This window comes from Sphingopyxis indica, from assembly GCF_032879645.1.
Lineage (GTDB): Bacteria > Pseudomonadota > Alphaproteobacteria > Sphingomonadales > Sphingomonadaceae > Sphingopyxis > Sphingopyxis indica.
On sequence record NZ_CP076394.1, the window covers coordinates 90,422 to 116,531 of the forward strand.

The 26,110-nt window shown below is 63.3% G+C and carries 20 protein-coding genes and 1 pseudogene; 18 read left to right on the forward strand and 3 right to left on the reverse strand.

Annotated features, from left to right (window positions below):
• Positions 1 to 296 precede the first annotated feature (296 nt).
• The 8 genes and pseudogenes from KNJ79_RS00485 to KNJ79_RS00520 all read left to right on the forward strand — a co-directional run.
• A complete protein-coding gene (locus KNJ79_RS00485; RefSeq protein WP_077031264.1) occupies positions 297 to 659 on the forward strand; it encodes a hypothetical protein in 363 nt (120 codons plus the stop codon).
• A 65-nt stretch (positions 660 to 724) separates the two neighbouring features.
• A complete protein-coding gene (locus KNJ79_RS00490) occupies positions 725 to 2,032 on the forward strand; it encodes a TolC family protein (protein ID WP_148650764.1) in 1,308 nt (435 codons plus the stop codon).
• Between the two features lie 109 nt (positions 2,033 to 2,141).
• Entirely contained in the window at positions 2,142 to 3,311 is a 1,170-nt protein-coding gene (locus KNJ79_RS00495) for an efflux RND transporter periplasmic adaptor subunit (RefSeq protein ID WP_067179751.1), read from the forward strand.
• 3 nt (positions 3,312 to 3,314) lie between these two features.
• Positions 3,315 to 6,557 (forward strand): efflux RND transporter permease subunit, encoded by a 3,243-nt coding sequence (locus KNJ79_RS00500; protein ID WP_317152379.1) that lies wholly within the window; start codon positions 3,315 to 3,317, stop codon positions 6,555 to 6,557.
• Between the two features lie 12 nt (positions 6,558 to 6,569).
• Positions 6,570 to 6,914, forward strand: a complete 345-nt coding sequence (locus KNJ79_RS00505) for a DUF190 domain-containing protein (RefSeq protein WP_067179753.1) — start codon at positions 6,570 to 6,572, stop codon at positions 6,912 to 6,914.
• 81 nt (positions 6,915 to 6,995) lie between these two features.
• On the forward strand, positions 6,996 to 7,466 hold the full coding sequence (locus KNJ79_RS00510) for an SRPBCC family protein (protein ID WP_067179755.1): 471 nt from the start codon (positions 6,996 to 6,998) through the stop codon (positions 7,464 to 7,466).
• A gap of 186 nt (positions 7,467 to 7,652) precedes the next feature.
• A complete protein-coding gene (locus KNJ79_RS00515; protein WP_067179758.1) occupies positions 7,653 to 10,193 on the forward strand; it encodes a heavy metal translocating P-type ATPase in 2,541 nt (846 codons plus the stop codon).
• Positions 10,194 to 10,237: 44 nt separating this feature from the next.
• Positions 10,238 to 12,703, forward strand: a pseudogene (locus KNJ79_RS00520) (efflux RND transporter permease subunit); the annotation flags it as partial.
• Positions 12,704 to 12,877: 174 nt separating this feature from the next.
• On the opposite strand, the gene istB reads toward KNJ79_RS00520, so the two are convergent.
• Positions 12,878 to 13,606, reverse strand: a complete 729-nt coding sequence (istB, locus tag KNJ79_RS00525; RefSeq protein WP_317153878.1) for an IS21-like element helper ATPase IstB — start codon at positions 13,604 to 13,606, stop codon at positions 12,878 to 12,880.
• Positions 13,593 to 15,107, reverse strand: coding sequence for an IS21 family transposase (gene istA / locus KNJ79_RS00530; protein ID WP_317152380.1), 1,515 nt, complete (start codon positions 15,105 to 15,107; stop codon positions 13,593 to 13,595). The genes istB and istA overlap by 14 nt, the downstream gene beginning before the upstream one ends.
• Before the next feature lie 156 nt (positions 15,108 to 15,263).
• Between istA and KNJ79_RS00535 the strand changes: the two genes are divergently transcribed.
• From KNJ79_RS00535 to KNJ79_RS00545, 3 genes are all read left to right on the forward strand, one after another.
• Positions 15,264 to 15,671: a methyltransferase family protein gene (locus tag KNJ79_RS00535; protein WP_317152381.1), complete on the forward strand. Its 408-nt coding sequence runs from the start codon at positions 15,264 to 15,266 to the stop codon at positions 15,669 to 15,671.
• Positions 15,672 to 15,884: 213 nt separating this feature from the next.
• The gene (locus KNJ79_RS00540; RefSeq protein WP_317152382.1) at positions 15,885 to 17,417 is read left to right on the forward strand and encodes a multicopper oxidase family protein; all 1,533 of its coding nucleotides are present in this window, start codon (positions 15,885 to 15,887) and stop codon (positions 17,415 to 17,417) included.
• Positions 17,418 to 17,432: 15 nt separating this feature from the next.
• Entirely contained in the window at positions 17,433 to 17,879 is a 447-nt protein-coding gene (locus KNJ79_RS00545; RefSeq protein ID WP_054527531.1) for a DUF411 domain-containing protein, read from the forward strand.
• A 14-nt stretch (positions 17,880 to 17,893) separates the two neighbouring features.
• Here KNJ79_RS00545 and KNJ79_RS00550 read toward each other — a convergent pair whose 3' ends face one another.
• Positions 17,894 to 18,352, reverse strand: coding sequence for a Cu(I)-responsive transcriptional regulator (locus KNJ79_RS00550; RefSeq protein WP_317152383.1), 459 nt, complete (start codon positions 18,350 to 18,352; stop codon positions 17,894 to 17,896).
• A gap of 138 nt (positions 18,353 to 18,490) precedes the next feature.
• Between KNJ79_RS00550 and KNJ79_RS00555 the strand changes: the two genes are divergently transcribed.
• From KNJ79_RS00555 to KNJ79_RS00585, 7 genes are all read left to right on the forward strand, one after another.
• Complete coding sequence (locus KNJ79_RS00555; protein WP_317152384.1) at positions 18,491 to 18,757, forward strand: hypothetical protein; 267 nt, start codon at positions 18,491 to 18,493, stop codon at positions 18,755 to 18,757.
• 85 nt (positions 18,758 to 18,842) lie between these two features.
• Entirely contained in the window at positions 18,843 to 19,139 is a 297-nt protein-coding gene (locus tag KNJ79_RS00560) for a hypothetical protein (RefSeq protein WP_317152385.1), read from the forward strand.
• A gap of 293 nt (positions 19,140 to 19,432) precedes the next feature.
• Entirely contained in the window at positions 19,433 to 19,678 is a 246-nt protein-coding gene (locus KNJ79_RS00565) for a hypothetical protein (RefSeq protein ID WP_179407719.1), read from the forward strand.
• 123 nt (positions 19,679 to 19,801) lie between these two features.
• Complete coding sequence (locus KNJ79_RS00570; protein WP_241554626.1) at positions 19,802 to 21,031, forward strand: TolC family protein; 1,230 nt, start codon at positions 19,802 to 19,804, stop codon at positions 21,029 to 21,031.
• An 8-nt stretch (positions 21,032 to 21,039) separates the two neighbouring features.
• The gene (locus tag KNJ79_RS00575; protein ID WP_160733282.1) at positions 21,040 to 22,536 is read left to right on the forward strand and encodes an efflux RND transporter periplasmic adaptor subunit; all 1,497 of its coding nucleotides are present in this window, start codon (positions 21,040 to 21,042) and stop codon (positions 22,534 to 22,536) included.
• The gene (locus tag KNJ79_RS00580; protein ID WP_317152386.1) at positions 22,533 to 25,700 is read left to right on the forward strand and encodes an efflux RND transporter permease subunit; all 3,168 of its coding nucleotides are present in this window, start codon (positions 22,533 to 22,535) and stop codon (positions 25,698 to 25,700) included. The genes KNJ79_RS00575 and KNJ79_RS00580 overlap by 4 nt, the downstream gene beginning before the upstream one ends.
• The gene (locus KNJ79_RS00585; RefSeq protein WP_237486934.1) at positions 25,679 to 26,077 is read left to right on the forward strand and encodes a copper-binding protein; all 399 of its coding nucleotides are present in this window, start codon (positions 25,679 to 25,681) and stop codon (positions 26,075 to 26,077) included. Before KNJ79_RS00580 ends, KNJ79_RS00585 begins: the two co-directional genes overlap by 22 nt.
• Positions 26,078 to 26,110 lie beyond the last annotated feature (33 nt).

Here is a 26,110-nt window from a genome sequence, read left to right on the forward strand (position 1 = left end):
GACGAATCCCTCCGCCCCGGCACAGCCCGGTACAAAGGAGGACAGAAGCAATAGCGTAAGTCCGGAAATAAGATTGCAAGACAATCGTAGAACTATTGTGCTTAACGCCCGATTGTTCGACGGATATCCTGTTCTTATAGAGGTCCTAATAAGTATTTCTAGGACGGATAAATGGCTCGATTGCCATCATGAGATAACATTACAGCACTCGTTCGGGGGTTAGAAGAGTGCCGCCGAAGTTGATTGAAAATCTTCTACTTTTCACCGCGCTATTTCGATGCTAGGGGCCGGTTCCAATGCGACGGATAATCCTCCTCTTGCTGACCTTTCTCCTTGCATCCGGAACGGTTGCGGGATCGCTCGCGCATGCGACCGAGGATCGGGCCGAGGCGAGCCTTTTTGTCGCGGCGATCGAAGCCGGCTGCGTGAGTGCGCCGGCTACCGAAAGCGCCGAGTCCGACAAGAAAAATTCCTCGTCCGGCGAAAAGCAGCAGGTGCCTGCCGCCGCTCATGGTTGCCATGGCCACCATTCGGGCGTCCCGGCGGAAACGCTTTCGGCAGCGACCGAAACCCCTGCCGCTGAAGCGCATGCGCGCATTCTGACGGCCGCCTTGCCGCCCGTCGCCTATATCGGGACCTTTCGCCCTCCAATCGCCTGACGCTCTAGGTCTGCGCGTGCCCTTCGCGTGCGCTTCTCCCTGGAAACGTCAGGAGTCTCTTTTTCATGAAATCCATAGTTGTCGCCGCGAGTCTCGTGGCGCTCGTTGCAGGCGCAAATTCCGCGCCCGCCGCTGCCCAGTCGGCAGCGACGGAGCAGGTGGGACCGCCTTCTTCGGCAGGCCAGGCCGTGCGTGCCGGCCCGCTTCCCGCTCGATTGTCCCTCGCGCAGGCGATGGAGGAGGCCGACGCGCGCTCGCCGCGCGTGGTTGCCGCCGAAGCCGAAGTGGAGGCTGCTCGCGGTCGCCAGCGTCAGGCGGGCTATCGCTTCAACCCCATCCTTAACGTCGACGTCGAGAATTTCGCGGGCACCGGCCCCTATTCGGGACTAAACGGCCTCGAATCGACGGTGTCGGTCAATCAGCGTCTTGACATCGGCGGCCGGCGCCGTGCGCGCATGACGCTAGCAGATGCCGAGTTCCTCGCCGCGCAATATAGGCTCGAGATTGTCCGAGCCGATCTCGCGCTCGAGGTTCGCAACCAGTTCGCGACGGCACTCGCAGCCCGCGACAGTCTGGCGCTCGCGCGCGAGAATGAAGCGCGCGCCCGCGAACTCGTCCGCGTCGCACAGGCGATGGTCGATACGGGTAACGAGCCGCCGCTGCGTGCCTTCCGTGCCAATGCGGCGCTGGTCCAGGCCACCGCCGAACTGCGCACCGCCGAGGCCGAGGAACGGACAGCGCGCCGTTCGCTGGCAGCGCTCCTCGGCAGCTCGGTTGCGCCGGCCGAACTGGTCGAAGGCGACCTGTGGGTGATGCCCGCATCGGTGGACTCGCTGGCCACGCTCGACGTGCGGCTTGCCGAAACCGACCGCCTCATCGCCGAAGCTCGCCTCCGAGGGCAGCGCGCCGACGGTCGCCTCGACCCGTCTGTTGGCTTCGGAGTGCGGCAACTTCGCGACACGGGCGATCGTGCCCTCATTGCGAATGTCTCGGTGCCGCTGCCGATCTTCGATCGCAATCGCGGCAACATCTCGGCGGCCAAGTCCGACGTCGCTGCCGCCATCGCGCGGCGGGAAAATGCGGTCGTCAACGCCGAGGCAGAGATTGCCAATGCGCAGGCCGAACTCGAAGCCGCCGAGGCCCGCCTCGCGGCGCTCGAGGGCAGCGGGATCGAGCAGGCGCGCGAAGGCGTCCGGCTCGCCGAGCTCAGCTACCGCGCCGGCAAATCGACGCTGGTCGAACTGATCGACGCGCAGCAAGCCTATGCCGCGACGCAGGCGGAGCTGATTGCGGCCCGGCAGGCCCGCGCCGAAGCGCGTGCGATCCTCTCGCGTCAGGCCGCGGCCGAGGGCGACGCGGATCACCAGCCATGAGCGTGCCGGTCCCAGCAATCAGCGGGGCCGTCCGCCCCGCCATCCTTCTCAATCAACAGGGGTGCGCCGCCGGTCGGCGCGCGAACCGCATCAACAGCGGAGACAGAATATGATCACCAAGGACAAGCGCCTCCTCGGCACCGTCGCGGGCGCAATGGCTCTCGCGGCCGTCACCGGTTTCGGTGTCGCACGTTGCACCGCCGATCCGGCGCCGGCTCCGGCGGCTGAAGGCGGTGCGGAAGCGGCGAGCGAAGCTCTTCCCAACAACCTCGTCATCAGCCCCGAAGCGATCAAGTCTGCCGACATCGGCGTCGAAACGATCGCATCGGGCGGCCTCGGCTCCGAAATCATCTCGCAGGCGACCGTCACTGCGGCACCGAGCGGCGAGGCTATCGTGACCGCGCGGGCCGGCGGTGCCGTCACCCGGCTTTTCAAGCGGCTCGGTGATCCGGTCCGCGCCGGAGAGACGATCGCCATCGTCCAGAGCCGTGACGCTGCACAGATAGCGGCCGAGCGGGTCGCAGCCGATGCGCGCTCGACGCTGGCGCAGAAGAACCTCCACCGCGAGAAGACGCTGCTCGATCAGAAAGTGTCCGCTCGCGTCGATTATGAGCGAGCGCAGGCCGAGGCGGCGGCTGCCGCGGCGGAAGCGCAGCGCGCCCGCGCCGCTGCGAGCGCGGCGCAGGTCACGCGCGATGGCAGCAGTGTCATAGTGGCAAGTCCGATCTCGGGGCGGATTACGGCCGAGAACGCCAGCCTTGGCGCCTTTGTCCAGCCTGAAACCGAACTGTTCCGCGTTGCCGATCCCAGCAAGGTGCAGATCGAGGCCGCGGTTGGTCCGGCCGATGCACAGCGGCTCTCGCCCGGAGATCGTGCGATCATCGAACTTCCCGACGGCCGGACGATCGATGCCCGCGTGCGGGCTGTGACTCCTGGCCTGTCCGGCGACACGCGCTCGGCAACCGCCGTGCTCGACGTGCCCGGCGCGTTGCAGCCGGGCCTTGCGGTCCGGGTACGTCTGCTTCCGAGCCGCGGCGCCGAAACCGGTGGCCCCGCCCGAATCGTGATCACTGACGAAGCCCTCCAGACGCTCGAAGGCCGCGACGTGGTGTTCATTCGCACGAAAGAAGGCTTCCGTGCGCAGCAGGTCACCGTCGGCCAGCGCAGCGCGGGCCGCGTCGAAATCCTCTCCGGGCTGAAGCCCGGACAGATGGTCGCGACCGAGAACGCCTTCCTGCTCAAGGCCGAACTCGGCAAGGGCGCGGGCGAGGAGGAATAGACCATGATCGCGAAACTGATGGCGCTATCCGTCCGCGCGCGCTGGGCGGTACTCTTTCTCTTCCTCGTGATCGCGGGACTCGGCGTATGGCAGCTCACCAAGCTGCCGATCGACGCGGTTCCCGACATCACCAACAAGCAGGTGCAGATCAATACGATCGATCCGCGTCTTTCGCCGGTCGAAATCGAGAAGCTCGTAACCTACCCGATCGAAATCTCACTCGCCGGCATTCCGGGGCTCGAGACGACGCGTTCGATCTCGCGCAACGGATTCAGCCAGGTGACGGCGATCTTTACCGATGAAACCGACCTCTATTTCGCGCGCCAGCAGGTGGGCGAACGGCTTCTCCAGGCGGGCGAGAACCTTCCCGACGGGGCTCAGCCGCAGATTGGCCCCGTGACAACGGGGCTGGGCGAGGTCGTCATGTATACCGTCGGCTACAAATATCCTGACGGGAAGGGCGCCAAGAAAGTCGCCGGCCAACCCGGCTGGCAACCCGACGGCAGCTATCTGACCCCCGAGGGCGATATCCTCACCGACGAGATTGCCAAATCGGGCTATCTTCGCACGGTTCAGGACTGGATCGTGAGCCCGCAGCTCAAGTCGGTCGGCGGCGTCGCCGGCGTCGATTCGATCGGCGGCTATGCCAAGACCTTCGTGGTCGAGCCCGATCCGACGCGGCTCACCAGCTACGGCATTTCCTACAGCGAGCTCGGCGAAGCACTCGAACGCGCCAATCTCGCGGTCGGGGCCAACTATTATAACCGGGCGGGCGAGGCCTATCTCGTGCGCGTCGATGCGCGCGTCCGTTCGGTCGATGAAATCCGCAACGCCGTCGTCGCGACGCGCGGCGGCGTGCCCGTCACGGTCGGACAGCTCGCCAATGTGAAAATCGGCGGCGACCTCAGAACCGGTGCGGGCAGCATGAACGGCAAAGAGGCGGTGATCGGCACCGTGCTGATGCTGATCGGCCAGAACAGCCGGACTGTCGCCGAAGACGTCTCGGCTAAGATTGCGCAGGTGTCTAAAACCCTGCCGCCCGGCGTCGAAGTGAAGGTGGTGCTCGACCGCGCTAAGCTGGTCAATGCAACGGTCGGCACGGTCGAAAAGAACCTCACCGAAGGCGCGGTGCTCGTGGCGGCCGCGCTCTTCTTCCTGCTCGGCAACTGGCGCGCGGCGATCATCGCGGTGCTGGTCATTCCCTTCTCCTTCCTGATGATGGCGATGGGCATGAACGCGTTCCGCGTGCCCGGTAACCTGATGAGTCTCGGCGCGCTCGACTTCGGTCTGATCGTCGACGGCGCGGTTATCATCATCGAAAACTGCCTCGCCAGATTGGCGCACCGGCAAGAGCATGAAGGGCGTTTGCTCAATCTTCGCGAACGTCTCGAGGAGACGATGCGCGCCAGCCAGGAGATGATCAAACCGACCGTCTTTGGGCAGGCGATAATCCTGCTCGCCTTCGCGCCGCTGCTGATGTTCACGGGCGTCGAGGGCAAGACCTTCTCGCCGATGGCCATCACCATCATGCTCGCGCTCGTTGCCGCCTTCATTCTCGCTATCACGCTGGTTCCGGCGCTTGTCGCGCTGATGATCCGCGGCAAGGTTGCCGAGAAGGAAGTCTGGGCAATCCGCAACTTGAAGGAGCGCTATCTGCCGCTGCTCGACAAGGCGATTGCCAAGCCCTGGCCTTTCATCGCCGGCGGCTTTGCTTTCTTCCTCCTCGCCATCCCGGCGTTCGGCCTGCTTGGCTCGGAATTCATTCCGCAGCTCGATGAGAAGAATATGGCGCTCGCCTCGACGCGCGTGCCGTCGGTCAGCCTCGAACAGTCGCTTGCGATGCAGCGCAACGTCGAGACAGCCATCTCTAAATTGCCCGAGGTCGAGCTGATGTTCTCGAAGACCGGTACAGCCGAGGTCGCGACTGATCCGATGCCGCCGAACATCTCGGACGGTTTCATCATTCTGAAACCGCAAGACCAATGGCCCGTCGGGGTCGATTCCAAGGCCGACGTCGTCGAGCGCATCGAGAAGGCCGCTGGCGGCCAGCTCGGTCAGCTCTACGAGGTCAGTCAGCCGATCGAGCTTCGCTTCAACGAACTGATTGCGGGTGTCCGCGGCGACGTCGCGATCAAGCTCTATGGCGACGACCTCGACAAGATGTCGCTCGCCGCGAACGAGATGGTGAAGGTGCTCCAGGGCATTCCGGGAGCGGGCAGCGTCAAGGCCGACCAGGTCGGCGGGGCTCCGATGCTCGACGTAACGCTCGATCGCAACGCGATTGCGAGGTACGGCCTGTCGGTCCAGGAAGTCGCCGACACCGTGTCGGCAGCGCTCGGCGGGCGCGAATCGGGCCTGCTCTATGAGGGCGACCGGCGCTTCGACATCACCGTGCGCGTTCCAGACGCAACGCGCGTGAATCTCGACGATATTCGCGCGCTTCCTGTCCTCCTTCCTTCGGAAGGCGGCAATCGCGGGCAGATACCGCTCGCGCAAGTGGCGCAGATCCGGCTGACCGAAGGACTCAACCAGATCAGCCGCGAGAATGGCAAGCGGCGCGTCGTCGTGCAGGTGAACCTCGAAGGCCGCGATGCGGGGTCCTTCGTGACGGAAGCGCAGGCGAAGATTGCCAATGTGAAGCTCCCGGCGGGCTATTATCTCGAATGGGGCGGGCAGTTCGAAAGCCTGCAGGCTGCATCGAAGCGGCTTTCCATCGTGGTTCCGCTCTGCTTCGCGGGCATTTTCATCCTGCTCTACATGGCGCTCGGCACCTTCGGACGCGCGATTGTTGTGTTCCTCGCGGTGCCGCTGGGCCTCGCGGGCGGGGTGTTCACCCTCGCGCTTACCGGGATCAACTTTTCGGTGTCTGCGGCGGTGGGCTTCATCTGCCTTGCCGGCGTCGCGGTGCTCAACGGTCTCGTCGTCATGACGGCGATCCGCGAGCGGCTCGAGAATGATGTCCCGCTCACGGAGGCAATCCGCGAGGGTATGACCGAGAAGATGCGTGCGGTGATCATGACCGGTTTCGTGCCCGCGATCGGCTTCGTGCCGATGGCGATCGCGACCGGAACCGGCGCCGAAGTGCAGAAGCCGCTCGCGACTACCGTCATCGGCGGCCTCATCGCGGCGACCATCCTGACGCTTCTCGTCCTGCCCGCGATCGCCAAGGTCGTACTCGGAGCCGACTGGCAGCCGAAGTTCCTCAAGCGGAAAGCGGAGCCGGCCACCCAGCCGGCTACGGAATAGGGAGATAATGTCATGACAAAAGCATCCAAGCTCTTGCGCATCTACACTGACGAATCCGCATTCTTCGGCGACCGGCGAGCCTTCGAATTCATCGCGGAACTTGCGCGGCAGCAGAAGCTCGCGGGCGTAACTGTCCTTGAGGCGGTGCTCGGCTTCGGTCGCTCGGCGCATCTCCATCGCCGCCACGCGCTGGAGAATGACCGGGCGGTCGTGATCGAGATCATCGACGAAGAGCAGCGGCTCCGCGATTTCGCGGCGCAACTGGGGGAGATACCCGATATCGGGCTCATCACCCTCGAAGCGGTAGATATCCTCGGCGGCAAATCCGCTGCGGAGCCTCCCGATGTTCAGAGCTGACCGGCAACTTGCCGGTTTCCACCGCGGCGCAGGCCCCCGGCCTGCGTCGCGGACCAGCTTGCGCGAGCGAGGAGGTCTCCGATGTTCTCGGTAGGCACCTCGCTCCGCTTGCCAGTTCCGATCGGTCGCGTCTGGCGTCTTCTCGTCGATATCGACCGATATGGCGACTGGCACCCGACGCTGCGGTTCACCGACCGCTCGGGCGACGACGAGCGACTGGGCTATGTCTATTCACCGCGCGGCAAGCGGGGTCCGGAATTTGCCTCCGAGGGGCGCATCACCGCTCTCGACTGGCTGACCGGTTTCTCGTGGCGGACAGGTACGCGCGGGCTGCTCGTCATTGAGGAAAGCTACCGGCTCGAAAAGCTTGGGCAGGGGGTGGAGGTTACGCATCGTATCGAATGCGCGGGTCTCTTTTCGTGGCTCGGATACCCCGTTCTTCGACGGGTTTGCAGCGTTTTTCTCAAGCGCTCTAACACGGCGCTTGAACAGCAACTCCGTCGCACGACGGTTCAGTCCCGATACGCCCGGCCTCGCGGGCGGCGCGCTTGAGGGACAATGAGATCTTGGCCGCCGGGAGCCCTTGGCTCCTTGCCCCCGCCACCCGGTCGAGGGTCACTGGCGGTCAAGGAGGTGCGGGAGTGGGTCGCGTCCCACCAAGACTCCCGCACCTCATCCTTCCGGGAGGGCCGGACATTGCCTGACCCTCCCGGATCAGATGGAAAAAAGGATTGCATCATGAGTGATCAGCTGCGGCTCGATATTCCGCTTCTTCTCCCCGAGGTCGCCGATACTGCCGACCGCTGCGTCGCGCGCCTTACGAGTGAGCTCGAAGGACGCGAGGGGGTCGACAAGGTCCATGTGATCCGCACCAGCGACGGCTCGCCACCGCAGCTCTGCATTCATTATCGGCCGGATATCCTTCCGCTCGAACGGGTGCGGCAGCTGGCGCGTAGCGCCGGCGCCGAGCTCACCGGCCAATATCAGCATCTCTTCTGGGACGATCTCGAAGGCGTCGGCCACACGCGGCGCGCGCGGACGGTCGGGCTTCGGCTTCGCGAAATTCCGGGCGTCATCGAGGCCGAAGTCGGCGCGGCGGGGACGCTGCGCGCCGAGTTCCAGCGCTCGGAGACCTCCATCGAAACGATTAGAATGGTGCTTTCGGATATGGGCGTTACCCGGAAATCGGCTGCCGTCGCCGCGGCTGTCCCGGCACAAGCCGGCCACGAGCATGGTGATGATGGCCATGATCATGGCCCTGATCATGCCCACGGGTCCGACCACAAGCATGGCCACAAAGGCTCCGACGACCATGATCATGGTCACGATCATGGGGGCATATTTGGCGAGCGCACCGAGTTGATTTTCGCTCTGCTCTGCGGTCTCGTTCTTGGCATCGGTTTCACCATCGAGAAGTTCGACGTCGCTCGCGAATGGGTAAGTTTCAGCTTCTATCTTGCCGCTTATGGCTTCGGCGGTTGGTTCACCGTCCGCGAAGCGATCGAGAATCTGAAGCTCAAGCGCTTCGAGATCGACACGCTGATGCTCGTTGCCGCGGCGGGCGCGGCGGCCCTGGGTGCTTGGGCGGAAGGCGCGTTGCTGCTCTTCCTCTTCAGTCTTGGCCATGCACTCGAGCATTATGCCATGGGCCGGGCAAAACGTGCGATCGAGGCGCTGGCGGAGCTCGCGCCGCAGACCGCGATCTTGAAGAGCGCCGATGGTAGCACCCGCGAAGTGTCGGTCGAACTCCTGCAGATCGGCGATACGGTCGTGGTCAAGCCCAACGAGCGGCTCCCGGCCGACGGCTTCGTGACCGTTGGCCGCACCGCGGTCAATCAGGCTCCCGTCACAGGCGAAAGCGTGCCGGTCGACAAGGAGCCGGTCGCGGACCGGGCCTTGGCGGCGGCCAAACCCGATGGCTTGGATGCAAAATACCGCGTGTTTGCAGGCACGATCAATGGTCATGGCGCGATCGAGATCGCGGTCACGCGCCTCGCCGCCGATACCACGCTCGCGAAAGTTGTAAAAATGGTGAGCGAGGCGGAGACGCAGAAATCGCCGACCCAGCGCTTCACCGACAAGTTCGAGCGCATCTTCGTGCCGAGCGTGCTCGCGCTCGTGTTCGTCCTGCTCTTCGCCTGGGTCGTCGTCGACGAGTCTTTCCGCGACAGCTTCTACCGCGCCATGGCGGTCCTCGTCGCGGCAAGCCCCTGCGCGCTCGCGATTGCGACGCCGAGCGCCGTCCTGTCGGGCGTCGCGCGCGCCGCGCGGGGTGGCGTGCTCGTCAAGGGGGGCGGTCCGCTCGAGAATCTCGGCTCGCTGACCGCGCTCGCCTTCGACAAGACGGGCACGCTCACCGAGGGCAAGCCGCGCATCACCGATGTCGTGCCCTCCACTGCTGTGCCCAAGGAAGAGTTGCTCCGCATCGCGGTCGCGGTCGAGCGGCTCAGCGACCATCCGCTTGCCGCCGCGATCGTGCGCGATGGCGAGGCCATGCTGACCTCGGCGCGCGTGCCGGTTGCGGACGATCTCAACAGCCTCACGGGGCGCGGCGTCACCGCCAAGGTCGAGGGCGAAACCGTCCTGATCGGCAAAGCCGAGATGTTCGGCGCCGACGGCATCGCGCCGATCGGCGACGAAGTGGCGACGGCGATTGCCGGCCTCCGCGAGCAGGGACGCACGACGATGGTGGTCCGTATGGGCGACCGCGACCTGGGTGCGATCGGCTTGATGGACACGCCGCGCGAGGCGGCGCGCACGGCGATCGCCAAGCTCCGCGAGCTCGGTATCGGACGGATGATCATGATCTCGGGCGATCATCAGAAAGTAGCGGAATCGATCGCGGCCGAAGTCGGGATCGACGAGGCGTGGGGCGACCTGATGCCCGATCAGAAGGTCGACGCCATACGCGATCTCAAGGCCGAGCAGCCGGTCGCGATGGTGGGCGACGGGGTCAATGACGCGCCCGCGATGGCGATCGCAACCGTCGGCATAGCCATGGGCGCCGCGGGGTCGGACGTCGCCCTAGAAACCGCCGATGTCGCGCTCATGGCCGACGATCTTGCCCATCTGCCCTTCGCCATCGGGCTCAGCCGGCAGACGCGGCGGATCATCCGCCAGAATCTCGTGGTGAGCCTCGGCGTCGTCGTCGTGCTCGTGCCGGCAACCATCCTCGGGCTGGGCATCGGCCCCGCGGTGGCCGCGCATGAGGGCTCGACATTGGTCGTGGTCGCCAACGCGCTGCGGCTGCTCGCCTATCGCGACCGCAGCGCGGCCTGAGAGGCCGGCGCGGCGGCGAGGCGAGACCGGAAAGGGGAGAGCGGATGAACTTCAAGAATATCTCGGCCTGGTCCATCCGGAATCCGATCCCGCCGCTCGTCATGTTCTTCGGTCTGACCGTGGCGGGAATCGTCTCCTTCCTCATGATGGGGGTGCAGAGCGATCCCGACATCGATTTTCCGGGGGCGATCGTCATCATCGCGCAGCCGGGCGCCGCACCCACCGAACTCGAAACGCAGGTCACCCAGCGCGTCGAGGCCGCGGTGCGCACGATCGAAGGGATCGACGAGCTCAACTCGACCGTCACCGAGGGCCAGTCGCAGACCTTCGTCCAGTTCGCGATCGGGACGCCGATCGACCGCGCGGTCACCGACATCCGCGACAAGATCACCCAGATCCGCAGCAACCTCCCGAACGGCATCCTCGAACCGCAGGTCATCCGCCTGTCGACCTCGGGCAACACGCTTGCCTATTGGTCGGCTTCGGCCACCGATATGACGCTCGAAGAGTTGAGCTGGTATGTCGATAATGTCGTCGCCAAGCGGCTGATCGCCGTCCCCGGCATGGGCGACGCGTATCGACGGGGCGGCGTGAGCCGCGAAATCCGCGTCATCCTCAACCCCGAACGCATGCGCGCCTATGGCCTCACCGCCGCCGCGGTGAACACCCAGCTCGTCCAGCTCAACGTCAACGCTGCGGGCGGCCGGATGGAGGTCGCTGGATCGGAGCAGGCGGTGCGCATCCTCGGCAATGCGAGCAGCGCAAACGCGCTCGGCGAAACCCTCATTTCGGTCGGCACCAACCGCACCGTGCGCCTCGCGGACATCGCTGAGGTCAAGGATCTCTATGCCGAGCAGCGCTCAGTCTCTAAGCAGGACGGACGGCAGGTGCTGACCTTCGGGTTCGAGCGCGCGAAGGGTGCCTCCGATGTCACCGTCTATGACGCGGCGGTCGAGGAGCTGCGCAAGCTCGAGAAGGAAAACCCCAAGGTCAAATTCACCGAGCTGTTCAGCGATATCGAATATACCAAGGGCCAATATCATTCGGCGATCAACGCGATGGTCGAGGGCGCGATTCTCGCGGTCGTCGTCGTCTTCCTCTTCCTGCGCGACTGGCGCGCCACCTTGATCTCGGCGCTCGCGATCCCGCTCTCGGCGGTCCCGACCTTCCTCTTCATGGACCTGATGGGCTTCTCGCTCAACATGATGACGCTGCTCGCGCTCAGCCTCGTTGCCGGCGTGCTGGTCGACGACGCGATCGTCGAGATCGAGAATATCGTGCGCCACATGCGGATGGGCAAATCGGCTTATCAGGCTTCGATTGACGCCGCCGATGAGATCGGCCTTGCGGTGCTCGCGACCACCATGACGATCGTCGCGGTCTTCTTGCCCGTCGGGCTGATGCCGGGGGTAGCCGGGCAATATTTCAAGAATTTCGGGCTGACCGTCGTCGCGGCGGTGCTGATGAGCCTCGCGGTCGCGCGCCTGATCACGCCGATGCTCGCGGCGTATTTTCTTGCCGCGCAGGGTCCGCAGAAGCATGGCGAAGGCCCACTTATCGACACCTATATGCGCGTCCTGCGCTGGAGCCTCGATACCCGGGCCGCCGACGCCGCCCGCGCCCGAGGCGGTCGCTGGAAATGGCTCGCCTATCTCAAGGATCACCGGCTCTGGGTCGTCGGTATCGGGGTACTTGCGCTCTTCGCGACCATCTTCAGCTTCTCGTTGCTGCCGATGACCTTCCAGCCTTCGATCGATTCCGACACGAGCCGCGTCGCCATCCAGCTCGCACCGGGGGCAACGCTCGAACAGACCGAGGCGGTGGCCGACGAGGTGACCGATCTCATGAAGCGCGATTCGCTCGTCGAGTCCGCCTTGTCGCGGATCGATGTCGGCACAGCGACAGTGTATCTGAAATTGCGCAAGGACCGCGAGCTCACCTCCACCGAGTTCGAAAAGGATCGCGCGCCGCGGCTGGCTGCGGTTCCCGATGCTCGCATCAACTTCCAGTCGCAGCATGGCGGCGGTGGCGGGAGCAGCCGGGACATCTCGATCACGCTCGGCAGCGACGACCCGAAGAAGCTCGAAGATGTCGGCAACCGGCTGCTTGCCGAAATGGCCAAGGTTAAGGAAATCCGCTCGCCGCGCGTCGAGGGCAATCTTCAGCGTCCCGAGATCGTCATTCGCCCGCGCTTCGCGCTCGCCGCGCAGCTTGGCGTCACCACCCAGGCTCTCAGCCAGTCGATCCGCGTCGCGACGCTTGGCGAGATCGACCAGAATAGCGCGAAATTCTCGCTGTCCGACCGGCAAATCCCCGTCCGCGTCGCGCTTGCGGAAAGCGCGCGCGAGCGGCTCGATACGCTCCGCAATATGCCAGTTCCGACCCGGAACGGGGGAACGGTGCCGCTGTCGGTCGTGGCCGAGATCGGCTTCGGCGCCGGCCCGACCCAGATCAATCGCACCAACCAGGTGCGCCAACTCACCATCGGGGCCGACCTTGCTCCAGGTGTCAAACGGCGTTCAAAAGGGACCCCCGATCGGCGTCGAAGAGGGACCCCCTTTTCGGATAATATGATGCTGGTTTGTTGAAGATGGCCTTGCGCTGCGTGCGGCGGAGGGCGGGCGTAGCCCGACCGGAGGCGCGCGCAGCGCAAGATAGATTTTTGAAGGCGCCGAAGGTGGCTGTCAGCTGCGGTTTTTGAAGCGCCAGCTGTCGTTGCCCGTCTCGACGATATCGCAGTGGTGGGTGACGCGGTCGAGCAGCGCCGTGGTCATCTTGGGATCGCCGAACACGGTCGGCCATTCGCCGAAGGCGAGGTTCGTGGTGATGATGACGCTGGTCCGCTCATAAAGCTTGCTGATGAGGTGGAACAGCAACTGCCCTCCCGAGCGGGCGAACGGCAGATAACCGAGCTCGTCGAGCACGATCAGGTCGAGCCGCGACAGCTGCGCCGCCAAGGTCCCGCCCTTGCCGATCCGGGTCTCCTCTTCGAGGCGTGTCACCAGATCGACGGTGTTGAAGTAGCGGGCGCGAGCGCCACTTCGCACGACATTGGCGGTGATCGCGATGGCGAGGTGGGTCTTGCCTGTCCCCGTGCCGCCGACCAGCACGATATTGCGGCGAGGCGGGAGGAAGGAGCCGTCATGAAGGGACCGGATCATCTCCTCATTGATCGGCGTGCCCTCGAAGCTGAACCGCTCCAGGTCCTTCACCACGGGCAGCCTCGCAGCCGTCATCCGATAGCGGATGGAGGCTGCATCCCGGTGGGTCGCCTCGGCGCGGAGCAGATCGGTCAGTATCTCCATGGTGGTGCGCTTGCGCTGGAGGCCGGTGGTGACCGCCTCGTCGAACGCCGCCGCCATGCCCTTGAGTCCGAGGCCGCGCATCGTGTCGATCATATCATGCCGCTGCATCATAGCCTCGCAGCAGATCATAGCGGGCACAGTCGGCGAGCGGAGGATGCCGCAGCATCCGGTCTTCCGAAGTGACGATGCTGTGGGGTGTCGCCGGCTCGCGGCGCCGGGAGAGGATGTTGAGGATCAGCTCGTCGCTGGCCGTTCCACTCGCCAGCGCTTCGCGCACGGCAGCCTCTACCGGCTCCAGGCCATCGGTGAGCACCGCCGAGAGGACCCGCACGAACCTGCGATCGGCCTCGTCCCCGGTGCCCAGCCTTCGCCGTAATCGGTGCAGGGCGGGCGGCAGATCCCAGTCCTGGAACGGTGCGCCGTTACGCAGCGCGCCGGGCTTGTGCGCGAGGACCGGCAGATAATGCCAGGGATCGTATATCGTGCGGTTCCGACCGAAGTGGCGCTCATGCTCCCCGACGAGCGCATCGCCGCAGCGTATGACGATGCGATCGGCATAGGAGCGCACCTGAACGGTCCGGCGTGCGGCCGTCGACATGACCGAGTAGCGGTTGCGATCGAAGCTGATGAGGCAGGTGCCGGTGACCGCATGCTCGCTCTCATGGAAGCCGTCGAACGGTGCCAGGATCGGCTGCAAGGCCGGTCGCTCCATATCCAGCGCCTCGGCGACGGTGATATCCCCGCGTTCGGGATGGGCATGATGCTCGGCCCAGCGCCGGCACTCGGCCTCGAGCCACCCGTTGAGCTCAGCCAAGCTGGCGAACCGGAGCCGCGGCTGGAAGAAGCGGCCTCGGATCGTCTGGACCTGCTGCTCGACCTGGCCCTTCTCCCATCCCGCCGCCGGCGAGCAGGCGGTCGGCTCGACCATGTAATGATCGGTCATGATCAGGAAGCGGCGGTTGAACACACGTTCCTTGCCGGTGAACACGGCCGTCACCGCCGTCTTCATATTATCGTAGATACCGCGTCGCGGCACACCCCCGAAGAAAGCGAACGCCCGGGCATGGGCATCGAACAGCATCTCCTGGCCCTCGCGCGGATAAGCCCGGACATAAGGTGCGCGCGAGTCGCAGAGACGCATATGCGCCACCTTCACCCGCATCGGCTTGCCGGCGATCTCCACATCCTCGTGGCTCCAGTCGAACTGGTAGGCCTCACCCGGCTGGAAGGTCATCGGGATGAACGCCGGTGCGCCTTCGCCAGCATCCTTCCGCCGCGCAGCACGCCAGCGCGCCGCATAGCGGCGCACCGCATCATAGGATCCATCGAACCCCTCGCGCACCAGCAGGTCATGGATACGCGTCATCCGTAGCCGATCGCGGCGGCCGCGACCTTCGTTCTCCTCAAGCAGCGCATCGAGACGATCCTGATAAGGACCGATCCGCGGCAGCGGCTGGACTTTGCGCTGATAGTTGAACGCCGCCTCCGGCGACCGGATCGCCTTGCGGACTACCTTCCGCGACAAACGAAGGTCGCGCGCGATCGCCTTGATCGCCTTCCCCGCTGCATGCTCACGCCGAATCCGAACCACTGTCTCCACGATCAACATCCCGTTCTCGCCAACTGATCAAAACCAGTCGGCCGACTAAATCCCCGGGATGAAGGGGTCCTTTTTGCACGCCGATCACCCCACGAAGGGGGTGCCTATTGCACGCTGATCCTCATTGATCGGGAATATGTCAGCGCCAATCTGTGGTCTACACTCGTGGGTCTGGGCGAAACCGGGATGTTTGTCTCGATGCTGATAGGCTACTCGCTAGCCTTCATCGGCGTGGGAATGTTCATTCACGGATGGCGCGCGGTCTATAGGGCGCGTCACGACGAACGGCTTGTCACCGATGGACTATATCGTTTCGTACGGCACCCGCAGTATACCGGGTTGTTTCTCGCCCTGTTCGGAGAAGGCGTCATTCATTGGCCGACAATCTTTTCGGTCGTTCTCTTCCCGGTCATCGTGCTCGCCTACTATCTTCTCGCGCGCAAGGAAGAACGCGGCATGATCCGTAAATTTGGCGACGAGTATCGCGCTTATATGCGCAAGGTTCCAATGCTGCTGCCACGCCCCCGTCGTTGGAAAGAGCTGGCCAAGAAATCGCAGCAGCCAAGAAGCTAACAGGACCTGGACCGAGCGCCAACTCTGAATACCCATATCAAGAGAAACGGCGCTGGACCCGGCGAACGTTAGGCGTGAAATTTCGGGGTGGAGGATAATTGTCCTGCACCTGCCTGCGCGTCCTTCATACAGAGAAGTTTCGGGGTCTTCCGTGCCTTTAACGGCTGATGTCCAATGGGCCGTCTTGACCTTCCCATGATGGGAAGGACTACATTGTGGGTCGAACCTAAATCTGCCGCTGCGGAGATGCTCTCTATGCAATCAAAAGAATCACGATTGACGCGCCGCGCGGTCCTCGCCGGTTCCGGTGCTCTGGCCATTGGCGGCGGATTGGCCGCCGTTCTGGGAGCCGGAGGTGGAACTCCGGTGGGTGCCAGCACAACCGCCGGTCGCCGCGTCCTCAAGGCCGGAACGACCAGCGCGCCACTTATCGACAAAGCCTTTCAAATACCGGTGTGGGGTTACAATGGCTCGGTACCGGGTCCTGCTCTCAGGGTTGGGCAGGGAGAGGCCTTCGAGGTCCTGCTGGAAAACGCTCTGGATGAGGAAACAACCATCCATTGGCACGGCGTTCGTGTTCCCAACGCGATGGATGGCGTTCCCCACCTCACCCAGCCCCCCGTGGAGCCCGGCGAAAGGTTCAGATATGCCTTTACGCCGGAGGATGCGGGCACTTTCTGGTACCATCCCCATCAGCGCAGCTTCGAGCAGGTCGGTCGCGGCCTCTACGGACCGCTCATTATCGAAGAGGCAGATCCGCCGCAGGTCGATCGCGACCTCGTCTGGATGCTCGACGACTGGCGGCTCGATGATCGGGGGAAGATCAGCGGTGGTTTCGGCAGTCGGCATGATGCGATGATGGCTGGTCGGATCGGCAACACCATTACGATTAGCGGAAAATCCCGGCAACCGCTCGTTGCGCGGCCCAACGAGAGGATCAGACTGAGACTCGTGAACGCAGCCAATGCTCGGATCTTCGGGCTCGATTTCGGTGAGCTCGAACCGATGGTCGTCGCGCTCGACGGCCAACCCGTCGAGCCCCACCGTTTAAGCGCGCCCCTGCTTCTCGGGCCGGCAATGAGGGCGGATCTGATCGTCGATTTCGATTATCCCGCCGGGACCCGGCATTCACTGCTCGATCTGTTCTATGATGGACTGGAATACGAACTCACCACATTCGAGTGTCAGGGCAAAGAGGTCAGGGAAAGACGTCTGCCCGATCCAGCGCCGCTGCCCCCTAACCCTCTCGCCGAACCCGAACTGGCAACGGCCGAGCGTCACCGGATCATATTCGGTGGCGGGATGATGGGCATGATGGGGCGAACAGCCAGCGGCTCTGACGCGAGGAACGGGCAACGAACCGGCTCCGGCATGATGATGGGGCGGATGGGAGGTTCGGGAATGATGTCCGGAGGAATGATGGGCTGGACCGTCAACGGTGTTTCGGCGAGCGGCCATGTTCACGATCCGATTATTTCCGCCGCGCGAGGAACCACGCTTCTCCTCGACATGACCAATGAGACTGCGTGGTGGCACCCGATCCATCTGCATGGCCACAGTTTCCGCGTCTTGTCGCGCAATGGACAGCCGACACGATATCAAGAGTGGCAGGACACCGTCCTCATGGCGCCCGAAGAGCGCGTCGAGATCGCATTCGTAGCGGACAACCCGGGCGACTGGATGTTCCATTGCCATATTCTCGAACACCAGGCCGCAGGAATGATGGCCACCATTCGAGTTAACTGAAAGAAAGGAAAACTGATGCGTTTGTTACCCAAGGTCTTGATGTCGTTTTCGGCCCTCGCGCTGCTGCCCTCGGCAGCGGCGGCACAGGAAGCAAGACCATTTGCCACGATCTTCAAGAACCCTCAGTGTAGTTGCTGTGAAAGCTACGGCGACTATCTCGAAGCCAGCGGATATGAGGTGAAGATGGTCGCGACCCACGACCTCGCCCTAATCAAGGAACGCCAGGGTGTGCCCGCCGGGCTCGAAGGGTGTCATACAATGCTCATCGGCGGCTACTTCGTCGATGGACATGTGCCGGCCGACAGCGTTGACCGCCTGCTGGAGGAACGCCCGCGGATTTCAGGCATCACGCTTCCCGGCATGCCTGCAGGTTCGCCGGGCATGGGCGGTGCCAAGACAGGCACGTGGACGATTACGGGCGTAAGAGCGGATGGTGCCACGAGCGTCTTTGCGCGATACTGAGCACCGTCCGAAGCCTAGCAAACGCGCTCGAAGCCAAACTTGTGACCAACGTCCTTGGGACGAGCCGGATTGGCATCGTCAGCGAGGTCCTTGAGGATGGGACAGTCGGGACGTTCGTCATTCGTACAATTCTCGAAAAGATGTTCGAGCGCGTCTATCATAGAATGGATTTCTGCAGCCTTCGACCGCAAGGCCGAAAGATGGCCATCGGCCACTCGGCGCACGTCCTTGCTCGCTCGGGTGTCGTTTTTCCATAAATCGAGCAGCTCGGAAATATCGTCGACCGAGAAGCCTAGATTGCGGGCGCGTCGCACAAACCGGAGCGTATGAATATCCGCCGGAGTGTAGAGGCGGTAGCCGGCATCGGTCCGGTCCGCCGCCTCAATCAAACCGATCTTTTCATAATGTCGGATCATCTTGGCAGAAACCCCGCTCGCTGCGGCCGCCTCGCCAATCGTGTGTGAATGTTTCATGCGGGCGCTCTAACCTTCCAATGATAGGAACGCAAGCCGACTGGCTCAGAGTCGAATAATTCCGTCAAATTCCCTTGACCTTCCAATGATGGGAAGCCCTATTTTGTGTGTATCGGTTGATTCGATGAAGGATAAGACATGACTATTCCGTCGTCCCGAGCCTTGGTGCCGGTCACCGCCACTTCCGCGCGCTCCAATACCGATGCGGAAGGCCTCTGTTCTGCCGGTAAAGGCCGACAGCGCAAGTGGATGCTCGCCCTTGGTGTCGTTTTGGCATTGGCCGCGCTGGCGCTTGGCTCGATGTGGTTGGGCTTCGCAGCGATTCTTCCGTTTCTTTATGTACTGCCCTGCCTGGCAATGGTCGCCGTGTGCATGCGCAAGAGCGGAACGTCGACCGGATCCTGAAAACCCGTGCCGAATTCGCTCGTGCGCCGAAGAATAAAGGACGGAGCGAAGCCCAAGGCATCAATAATTTGAAAGGAAAGATCATATGAACACTTTTAAGATGACCGCACTCGGTGCGCTCGCGACGGTTGGCCTCGCAACGACGGCCGTCGCGCAACCCAAGGTCGATCACCGTCCCGACAGAGCCCAAAACACGCAGGAGCAGCAGCGCGCAGAAATGCGGGGCGGAACGCAAGGCGATATGAGCGAGAGGGAGATGTCCGGCATGATGGCCATGATGAACGATCCGGAGATGCGCGCCGAAATGATGGAAATGATGCGTAACTGCAATGAAATGATGAAAAAGAAGCGCGAGCAGATGGCGCAAGGCGAAGCAGGCTGAAGCCTGAGTTCCAGTATGTCTGACGCTTCAACCAGTCCCCCCACCTGCCCCGCATGAACCTGCGGGGCAGGACCCTTCTGTTATAAGGCCAATGCAAACGCTATGACGATAGTCCGCCAGGATAGAACGATGGGGCGCCGCGCGGTGGCGGCAAACCTGCGCTTGCCGGTGACGGCTCGTTTCCGTATTGTGGGATGATGCGGATGCTGCGCGCTCTCGGCCTTATCTTGGTTGGCGTTGGACTCTTTGTTCAAACGGCAGCTCATGCGTCGGCGCTTCCCCAGGAGCCGAGCATGGTCGAGCGCAATTGCAACGACATGGTCATGGACACCACCGACGACGAGGCTGAAAGATCGCCGTGCGCCGACCTGCGGCTCGATTGCCTGGTTGCCCTTGGCTGCATTCCGCCGCTTGTCATGACTCAAGACCTCGCGGTTGTGAGGGTACCGCTGGCGGTCGCTAGCCAGTTTACCGATCTCGCTTTCTTCGAGTTGACTGGCACCGGCGCAGGGCCGGAACCGCCCCCTCCGCAAGCCTAGAAACCTGGAATTGATGCAGATATAGCTCTGCAGGCTATGGCTGGACATTTTGCGCGCGCGAAGGATGTGCGCGAACTGTCTCGAACGCGCGCTCGCCGCGCCCTTTAGCGGAATCCTACTGTCATGAAACGAATATGCTGGACCGCGCTTCCGGTCCTGCTGGCTATCGCGCCGGCGAGTCACGCCCAATCGGTGGGCTATGAAGAAACTCTAGAGGCTGCGGTCAGCGGCCAGCCCCAGGTTCGCACCAGCGAACTACGGCTCGACGCCCGGCGAGAGATCGCCGAGGCGGCTGACGAACTGCCCGATCCGCAATTGCGCGGCGGCATTCGTAACCTCCCGGTGACGGGGCCGGACATTCTCGATCCCACGATGATGACCATGGTCGAGATCGGGATCGAGCAGGACTTTCCCAACCTTGCCGAACGGCGTGCCCGTGCGGGCATCGCTTCTGCGGATATCGATTTTGCTTCGGCCCAACTGGCTCATGCGCGGCACATGGCACGACTGGGCGCTGGACGCGCGTGGATCTCGCTTGCCTATGCCCAGCGCGCGGATCTGGTCGTTGGCGAAGCACTAGACGAGATCGAACGCCTCGTACCCCTTGCGCGCAGTTCGGTTGCGGCGGGTACTGCACGGCCTGGCGAAAGTCTGGAGATCCGCCGAGCCGTCCTTGAAGTGGAAGACGCGCGGACGCGGATCGCGGCAGAGCGCGAAGCCGCGCAGGCTCGTCTCGGCCGATTTATTGGCGCCGAGAATGCGGTCGCTTCGGGCGAAATTCCACCGGTCGATATCCAAGCCGAGCGGCTGCGGGCTACGCTGGAATACAACCCGGAGATTATTCTGGCGGCAGCTCAAGTCCGTCAGGCTGACGCGGCAATCGACCTCGCGCGGTCGGACTTGCGCCCGGATTTCAGCGTCGGGGTCAGTTACGGCGTCAGGGAGCGCCAATATGGTGATTTGTTTTCGGTTATGGGGACGGTCACCTTGCCGCTGTTCAGCAAGAAAAGGCAGGAGCCACGCATTGCTGCGGCGCGGTCGGAAGCGGCTGCGGCACGTGAGGCGCAGCTCGACGAGCTGCGCGCGCTCGAGGCGCAATTCGAGGCTGATCTGGCCGCGTGGCGCAGCGCCTTCCGACAATGGCAGCGCGCGACGGAGGAGTTGCTTCCATTGGCCGAAAGCCGAGCCGAACTCGAACGAGCCAGCTTTGCGGCGGGCAGAGCGGAACTGCTCGACGTGATCGAAGCCATCAAGGCGCTGGCGCTGCTTCGCATCGATATTCTCGAACGCGAGGAAGCGACTGTCGAAGCTGCCGCCAACCTACGACTGACATACAGGGAACACCATCTATGAGAGCCGCAATGGGAGCTGCGTGGGACAGATTGTCACCACGCCAGAAGTCTTGGACGATGGCAGCCACGGTTGCCCTCATCAGTGTTACCGCCGGATATGGCCTCTCGCAGCTTGGCCAAGATGGCGCAGGAACGGCCGAGAGCAGCGGAACGTCGGGCGCAGAATGCGAGGATGTCCTCTACTGGTACGACCCGATGGTCCCCGGACAGCACTTCGACGAACCGGGCAAATCGCCGTTCATGGACATGGAACTGGTGCCCAAATGTGCAGGCGAGGAGGCGACCGCTGGCGTTCAGATCGACGCGGGCTTGGTCCAGAATTTTGGCATTCGCACCGCCGAAGCAGAGTACGGTCTTCTCGAGCCCGAGATAACCGTCACTGGCGTGCTCGCTTATAATGAACGCGACGTCGCGATCGTCCAGCCCCGCGCCGGGGGCTATGTTCAAAGGACTTACGGTCGTGCGCCGGATGACGTGATTGGACGGGGCGCGCCGCTTGCGGATATCCTGGTTCCCGAATGGGGCGGAGCGCAGCAGGAATATCTGGCCGTCCTGAATAGCGGTGATGAAGAACTTGCGCAGGCGATGCGCGAGCGCATGCGCCTTCTGGGCATGTCTCCAGGCCTGATCTCGTCGGTGGGACGCAGCGGACGACCGCATTCGACGATCACTGTTACCGCGCCGATCGGCGGGGCGATCACATCGCTCGGCGTGCGTCCGGGAATGACGGTCATGGCCGGACAGACGCTCGCTGAGATCACCGGTTTCTCGCCGATCTGGCTGGAAGCCGCGGTGCCTGAAACGCAGGCTGCGAATGTACGGGTTGGCCAGCCTGTCAGCGCGAACCTGACCGCGTTTCCCGACGAACGGTTCGCGGGGCGCATTATCGCCATCCTGCCGAGTGCACAGGATGCGAGCCGGACGATCACCGTTCGTGCGCAGCTGCCCAACGCATCCGGACGCCTCAAACCGGGCATGTTCGCGCAGGTTTCGCTGACCCCGGACACACGCCGCGCGCTGCTGGTACCGTCCGAAGCGGTTATCAGGACCGGACGTCGAACCATCGTAATGGTGAGGCAGGACGAGGGCGGTTTCATGCCCGCCGAGGTTCGGATCGGCCGCGAAGCGGGTGGAAGGACCGAAGTGCTGGCCGGACTTTCCGCCGGCGAACAGGTCGTGACATCGGGTCAGTTCCTGCTCGATTCCGAGGCAAGCCTGGCCGGGCTCGATGTCCGCCCGATTGAACAGGTCAGCCGCGAGCAGGCAGATGAAGACGAAGCAACGACTTTCAGTGCGATTGGAACAATCGAGAAAATCGCCGATGGCTCGGTAACGCTGCGCCACGGGCCCGTCCCGCGGCTCGACTGGCCAGCCATGACGATGACCTTCCGCACGAAGAGCGCGGCGCAGATGCGCGGGCTCGAGAAGGGAGACAGAGTCCGTTTCACCTTCATCCAGGAGGATGAGGGCCCCCGGATCGAGACCATCGGGAGGGCCGGACAATGATTGCTCGGATAATCGATGCCTCGATCGCCAACCGCTTGTTCATCGTTCTGGCGGCCATCGCGGTAACGCTAGGCGGTTTCTGGGCAGTGCGCACGACGCCGGTCGACGCGCTGCCCGATCTTTCCGACGTCCAAGTTGTGGTCCGGTCCAACTATCCGGGGCAAGCCCCCCGGATCGTCGAGGACCAGGTTACCTATCCGCTGGCAACGACCATGCTCTCGGTGCCGGGGGCGAAAACCGTCCGCGGTTACTCGATGTTTGGCGACAGCTATGTCTATATCATCTTCGAGGACGGAACCGACCTCTACTGGGCGCGCTCGCGCGTGCTCGAGTATCTCAACCAGGTGCAGAACCGCCTGCCCGATGGTGTGACGAGCACGCTGGGTCCAGATGCCACGGGGGTCGGCTGGATTTACGAGTACGCGCTGGTCGATCGCACCGGCGGTCATGACCTTGCCGGGCTACGCAGCCTGCAGGACTGGTTCCTGCGCTACGAGCTCAAGACGATCCCCGGCATTGCCGAAGTCGCGAGCGTCGGCGGTATGGTCAAGCAGTACCAGGTGGTGCTCGAACCTTACCGGATGGCCTCGCTCGGCGTGACCCACGCCGAGATCGTGAGCGCCATCCAGTCTGCCAACCAGGAAGCGGGCGGCTCGATCGTCGAGATGGGCGAAGCCGAATATATGGTTCGCGCCTCGGGCTATCTCGGCGACCTCAATGATTTTCGGCAAATCCCTTTACGTACCGCGAGCGGCGGCGTTCCGGTCACGCTTGGCGACGTAGCGACGATCCAGGTCGGCCCTGAACTGCGGCGTGGCATCGCCGAGCTCAATGGTGAAGGTGAGGTTGCCGGCGGCATCATCGTTCTGCGCCAGGGAGCGGATGCGCGAAGCGCGATCCAGGCCGTGGAGCAAAAACTCGACGAGTTGCAGGCGAGCCTGCCCGAAGGCGTCGAGATCGTCACGACCTACGACCGTTCACAGCTTATCGACGCCTCAGTGGAGAATCTGACCCACAAGCTGATCGAGGAATTCATCGTGGTTGCGCTCGTTTGCGGGCTGTTCCTCTGGCACGCGCGCTCCGCCCTGGTCGCCATCATCACCTTGCCGCTGGGTGTGCTGGCCGCTTTCATCGTGATGCGCTTTCAGGGAGTGAACGCCAATATCATGTCGCTGGGTGGCATCGCCATCGCGATCGGGGCGATGGTCGATTCCGCGGTGGTGATGATCGAGAACGCCCACAAGCATCTCGAACGATGGGAGCACGAAAACCCGGATACCGTGCTCGCGGTAAAGGAACGGTGGAGGATCATCGCCGATGCATCGAAGGAAGTGGGACCAGCGCTGTTCTTCAGCCTGCTGATCATTACGCTGTCATTCCTGCCGGTCTTCACCCTGCAGGCGCAGGAAGGTCGGTTGTTCGCGCCGCTCGCTTTTACCAAGACCTATGCCATGGCGGCAGCCGCCATTCTCTCGGTAACGCTGGTACCGGTGATGATGGGATGGCTGATCCGTGGGAAGATCCCTTCGGAGGATTCCAATTTTCTCAACCGCTGGCTGACGAAAATCTACCGCCCGGGACTCGATTGGGTCATGCGGCGCCCCAAGGCAACGCTGGCGATCGCGGCGGTGATCTTCCTGACCACCGCGATTCCCTTCACCAGGCTTGGCGGCGAGTTTCTCCCCCCGCTCGATGAGGGCGATTTGCTTTACATGCCGAGCGCATTGCCCGGGCTTTCGCCCGGCGAGGCTTCGGCGCTGCTGCAGCGCACCGATCGCCTGATCAAGTCGGTCCCGGAAGTGGAAACCGTGTTCGGCAAGGCGGGCCGTGCGGATACGGCGACGGATCCGGCCCCCCTGACGATGTTCGAAACGACGATCCGTTTCAAGCCGCGCGAGGAGTGGCGCGAGGGAATGACGCCCGATCTGCTCGTCGAGGAACTCGACCGGGTCGTGCGGGTGCCGGGCCTCGCCAATGTCTGGGTGCCCCCGATCCGCAACCGGATCGACATGCTCGCGACCGGCATCAAGAGTCCGATCGGGGTGAAGGTTTCAGGCGACGACCTTGAGCAGATCGAACGCGTGGCGCTCGAGGTGGAAGGTGTGGCCAAGACGGTCCCCGGGGTCAGCTCGGCATTGGCGGAACGCCTGTCGGGTGGCCGCTATGTCGATGTCGATATCGATCGGATGGCCGCTGCGCGATATGGGCTCAACATAACCGACGTGCAGCAGATAGTCTCCGGCGCGGTCGGCGGTGCCAATGTCGCCCGGACGGTCGAGGGCCTCGCGCGCTATCCCATCAATGTGAGGTATCCGCGCGAAATCCGCGATAGCGTCGATGAGCTTAGAGCCTTGCCGGTCCTCACGCCGTCTGGCCAGCAGATCACGCTTGGAACCGTAGCCCGGGTGGGGGTCAGCGACGGTCCGCCCATGCTTAAGAGCGAACAGGGCCGGCTGACCAGCTACATCTATGTCGATGTCCGGGGCCGGGATCTCACCTCGGTGGTGGCCGATCTCCAGGAGGCGGTTGCTGCGGGTGTCGATCTGCCCGCCGGTGTCAGCCTCTCATATGCGGGCCAGTTCGAATATCTGACACGCGCTTATGAGCGGTTGCAGATCGTGGTGCCCGCGACACTGGTGATCATATTCCTGCTGCTCTATCTCATATTCAGGAGAGTGGATGAGGCGATGCTCATCATGGGCACCCTGCCTTTCGCGCTCAGCGGTGGTTATTGGCTGCTCTATCTGATGGGCTACAACCAGTCCGTGGCGACAGCGGTCGGCTTCATCGCGCTCGCCGGTGTCTCGGCCGAGTTCGGTGTGGTGATGCTGATCTACCTGAAAGCCGCGCTGGAGCGGCGGCAAGGTACCCTCAGCGCTGAAGAAGTGGACGAAGCCATCCGGGAAGGCGCGCTCCTGCGCGTGCGACCCAAGGCGATGACGGTGGCGGTCATTCTTGCTGGCCTCTTCCCGATCCTGATCGGCACCGGTGCAGGTTCGGAAGTGATGAGCCGGATCGCCGCACCGATGATAGGGGGTATGATAACTGCCCCGCTTCTGTCGATGTTTTTGCTTCCCGCCGCATATCTGCTGTTGCGGCGGCCCCGTCCGGAAAAACCGGCACAAACCGAAGGAGACGAAGAATGCGTACCCCAACCTACATGATCCTGCTCGCAGCTCCGCTGGCGTTGGCGGCTTGCGATAGCGCCGAGGATGCGAGCGAACCGGCAGAAACGATGATGGCCGACGAAATGTCCAACGCGGACAGCATGCCGATGTCAGACGATATGCCGATGATGGACAATGCGGAGGTGGGCCAGTCTGGCAGCGGCGAAGGCTCGGTGACCGAGATTGACGAGACCGAAGGAAAGATCACGATTGATCACGGCCCTATCCCCGCGGTGGGATGGCCGGCCATGACCATGGCTTTCGCCGCCGATGAGGAAAGCCTCGGCAAGGTGTCGGTCGGCGACCGCGTGACTTTCGAGTTCCGGACTACAGAAGGCGGGAGCGGAGAGCTCACCGCAATCGCCAAGCAGTGAATCGAGAAGCGCCGCACCGAAGGACGGTGCGGC

Bases quoted from the DNA above. Each gene is read 5' to 3' on its own strand.
- KNJ79_RS00485 (WP_077031264.1), top strand. From the start codon at position 297: ATGCGACGGATAATCCTCCTCTTGCTGACCTTTCTCCTTGCATCCGGA.
- KNJ79_RS00490 (WP_148650764.1), top strand. From the start codon at position 725: ATGAAATCCATAGTTGTCGCCGCGAGTCTCGTGGCGCTCGTTGCAGGC.
- KNJ79_RS00495 (WP_067179751.1), top strand. From the start codon at position 2,142: ATGATCACCAAGGACAAGCGCCTCCTCGGCACCGTCGCGGGCGCAATG.
- KNJ79_RS00500 (WP_317152379.1), top strand. From the start codon at position 3,315: ATGATCGCGAAACTGATGGCGCTATCCGTCCGCGCGCGCTGGGCGGTA.
- KNJ79_RS00505 (WP_067179753.1), top strand. From the start codon at position 6,570: ATGACAAAAGCATCCAAGCTCTTGCGCATCTACACTGACGAATCCGCA.
- KNJ79_RS00510 (WP_067179755.1), top strand. From the start codon at position 6,996: ATGTTCTCGGTAGGCACCTCGCTCCGCTTGCCAGTTCCGATCGGTCGC.
- KNJ79_RS00515 (WP_067179758.1), top strand. From the start codon at position 7,653: ATGAGTGATCAGCTGCGGCTCGATATTCCGCTTCTTCTCCCCGAGGTC.
- istB (WP_317153878.1), bottom strand. From the start codon at position 13,606: ATGCAGCGGCATGATATGATCGACACGATGCGCGGCCTCGGACTCAAG.
- istA (WP_317152380.1), bottom strand. From the start codon at position 15,107: ATGTTGATCGTGGAGACAGTGGTTCGGATTCGGCGTGAGCATGCAGCG.
- KNJ79_RS00545 (WP_054527531.1), top strand. From the start codon at position 17,433: ATGCGTTTGTTACCCAAGGTCTTGATGTCGTTTTCGGCCCTCGCGCTG.
- KNJ79_RS00550 (WP_317152383.1), bottom strand. From the start codon at position 18,352: ATGAAACATTCACACACGATTGGCGAGGCGGCCGCAGCGAGCGGGGTT.
- KNJ79_RS00555 (WP_317152384.1), top strand. From the start codon at position 18,491: ATGACTATTCCGTCGTCCCGAGCCTTGGTGCCGGTCACCGCCACTTCC.
- KNJ79_RS00560 (WP_317152385.1), top strand. From the start codon at position 18,843: ATGAACACTTTTAAGATGACCGCACTCGGTGCGCTCGCGACGGTTGGC.
- KNJ79_RS00565 (WP_179407719.1), top strand. From the start codon at position 19,433: ATGGTCGAGCGCAATTGCAACGACATGGTCATGGACACCACCGACGAC.
- KNJ79_RS00570 (WP_241554626.1), top strand. From the start codon at position 19,802: ATGAAACGAATATGCTGGACCGCGCTTCCGGTCCTGCTGGCTATCGCG.
- KNJ79_RS00575 (WP_160733282.1), top strand. From the start codon at position 21,040: ATGGGAGCTGCGTGGGACAGATTGTCACCACGCCAGAAGTCTTGGACG.
- KNJ79_RS00580 (WP_317152386.1), top strand. From the start codon at position 22,533: ATGATTGCTCGGATAATCGATGCCTCGATCGCCAACCGCTTGTTCATC.
- KNJ79_RS00585 (WP_237486934.1), top strand. From the start codon at position 25,679: ATGCGTACCCCAACCTACATGATCCTGCTCGCAGCTCCGCTGGCGTTG.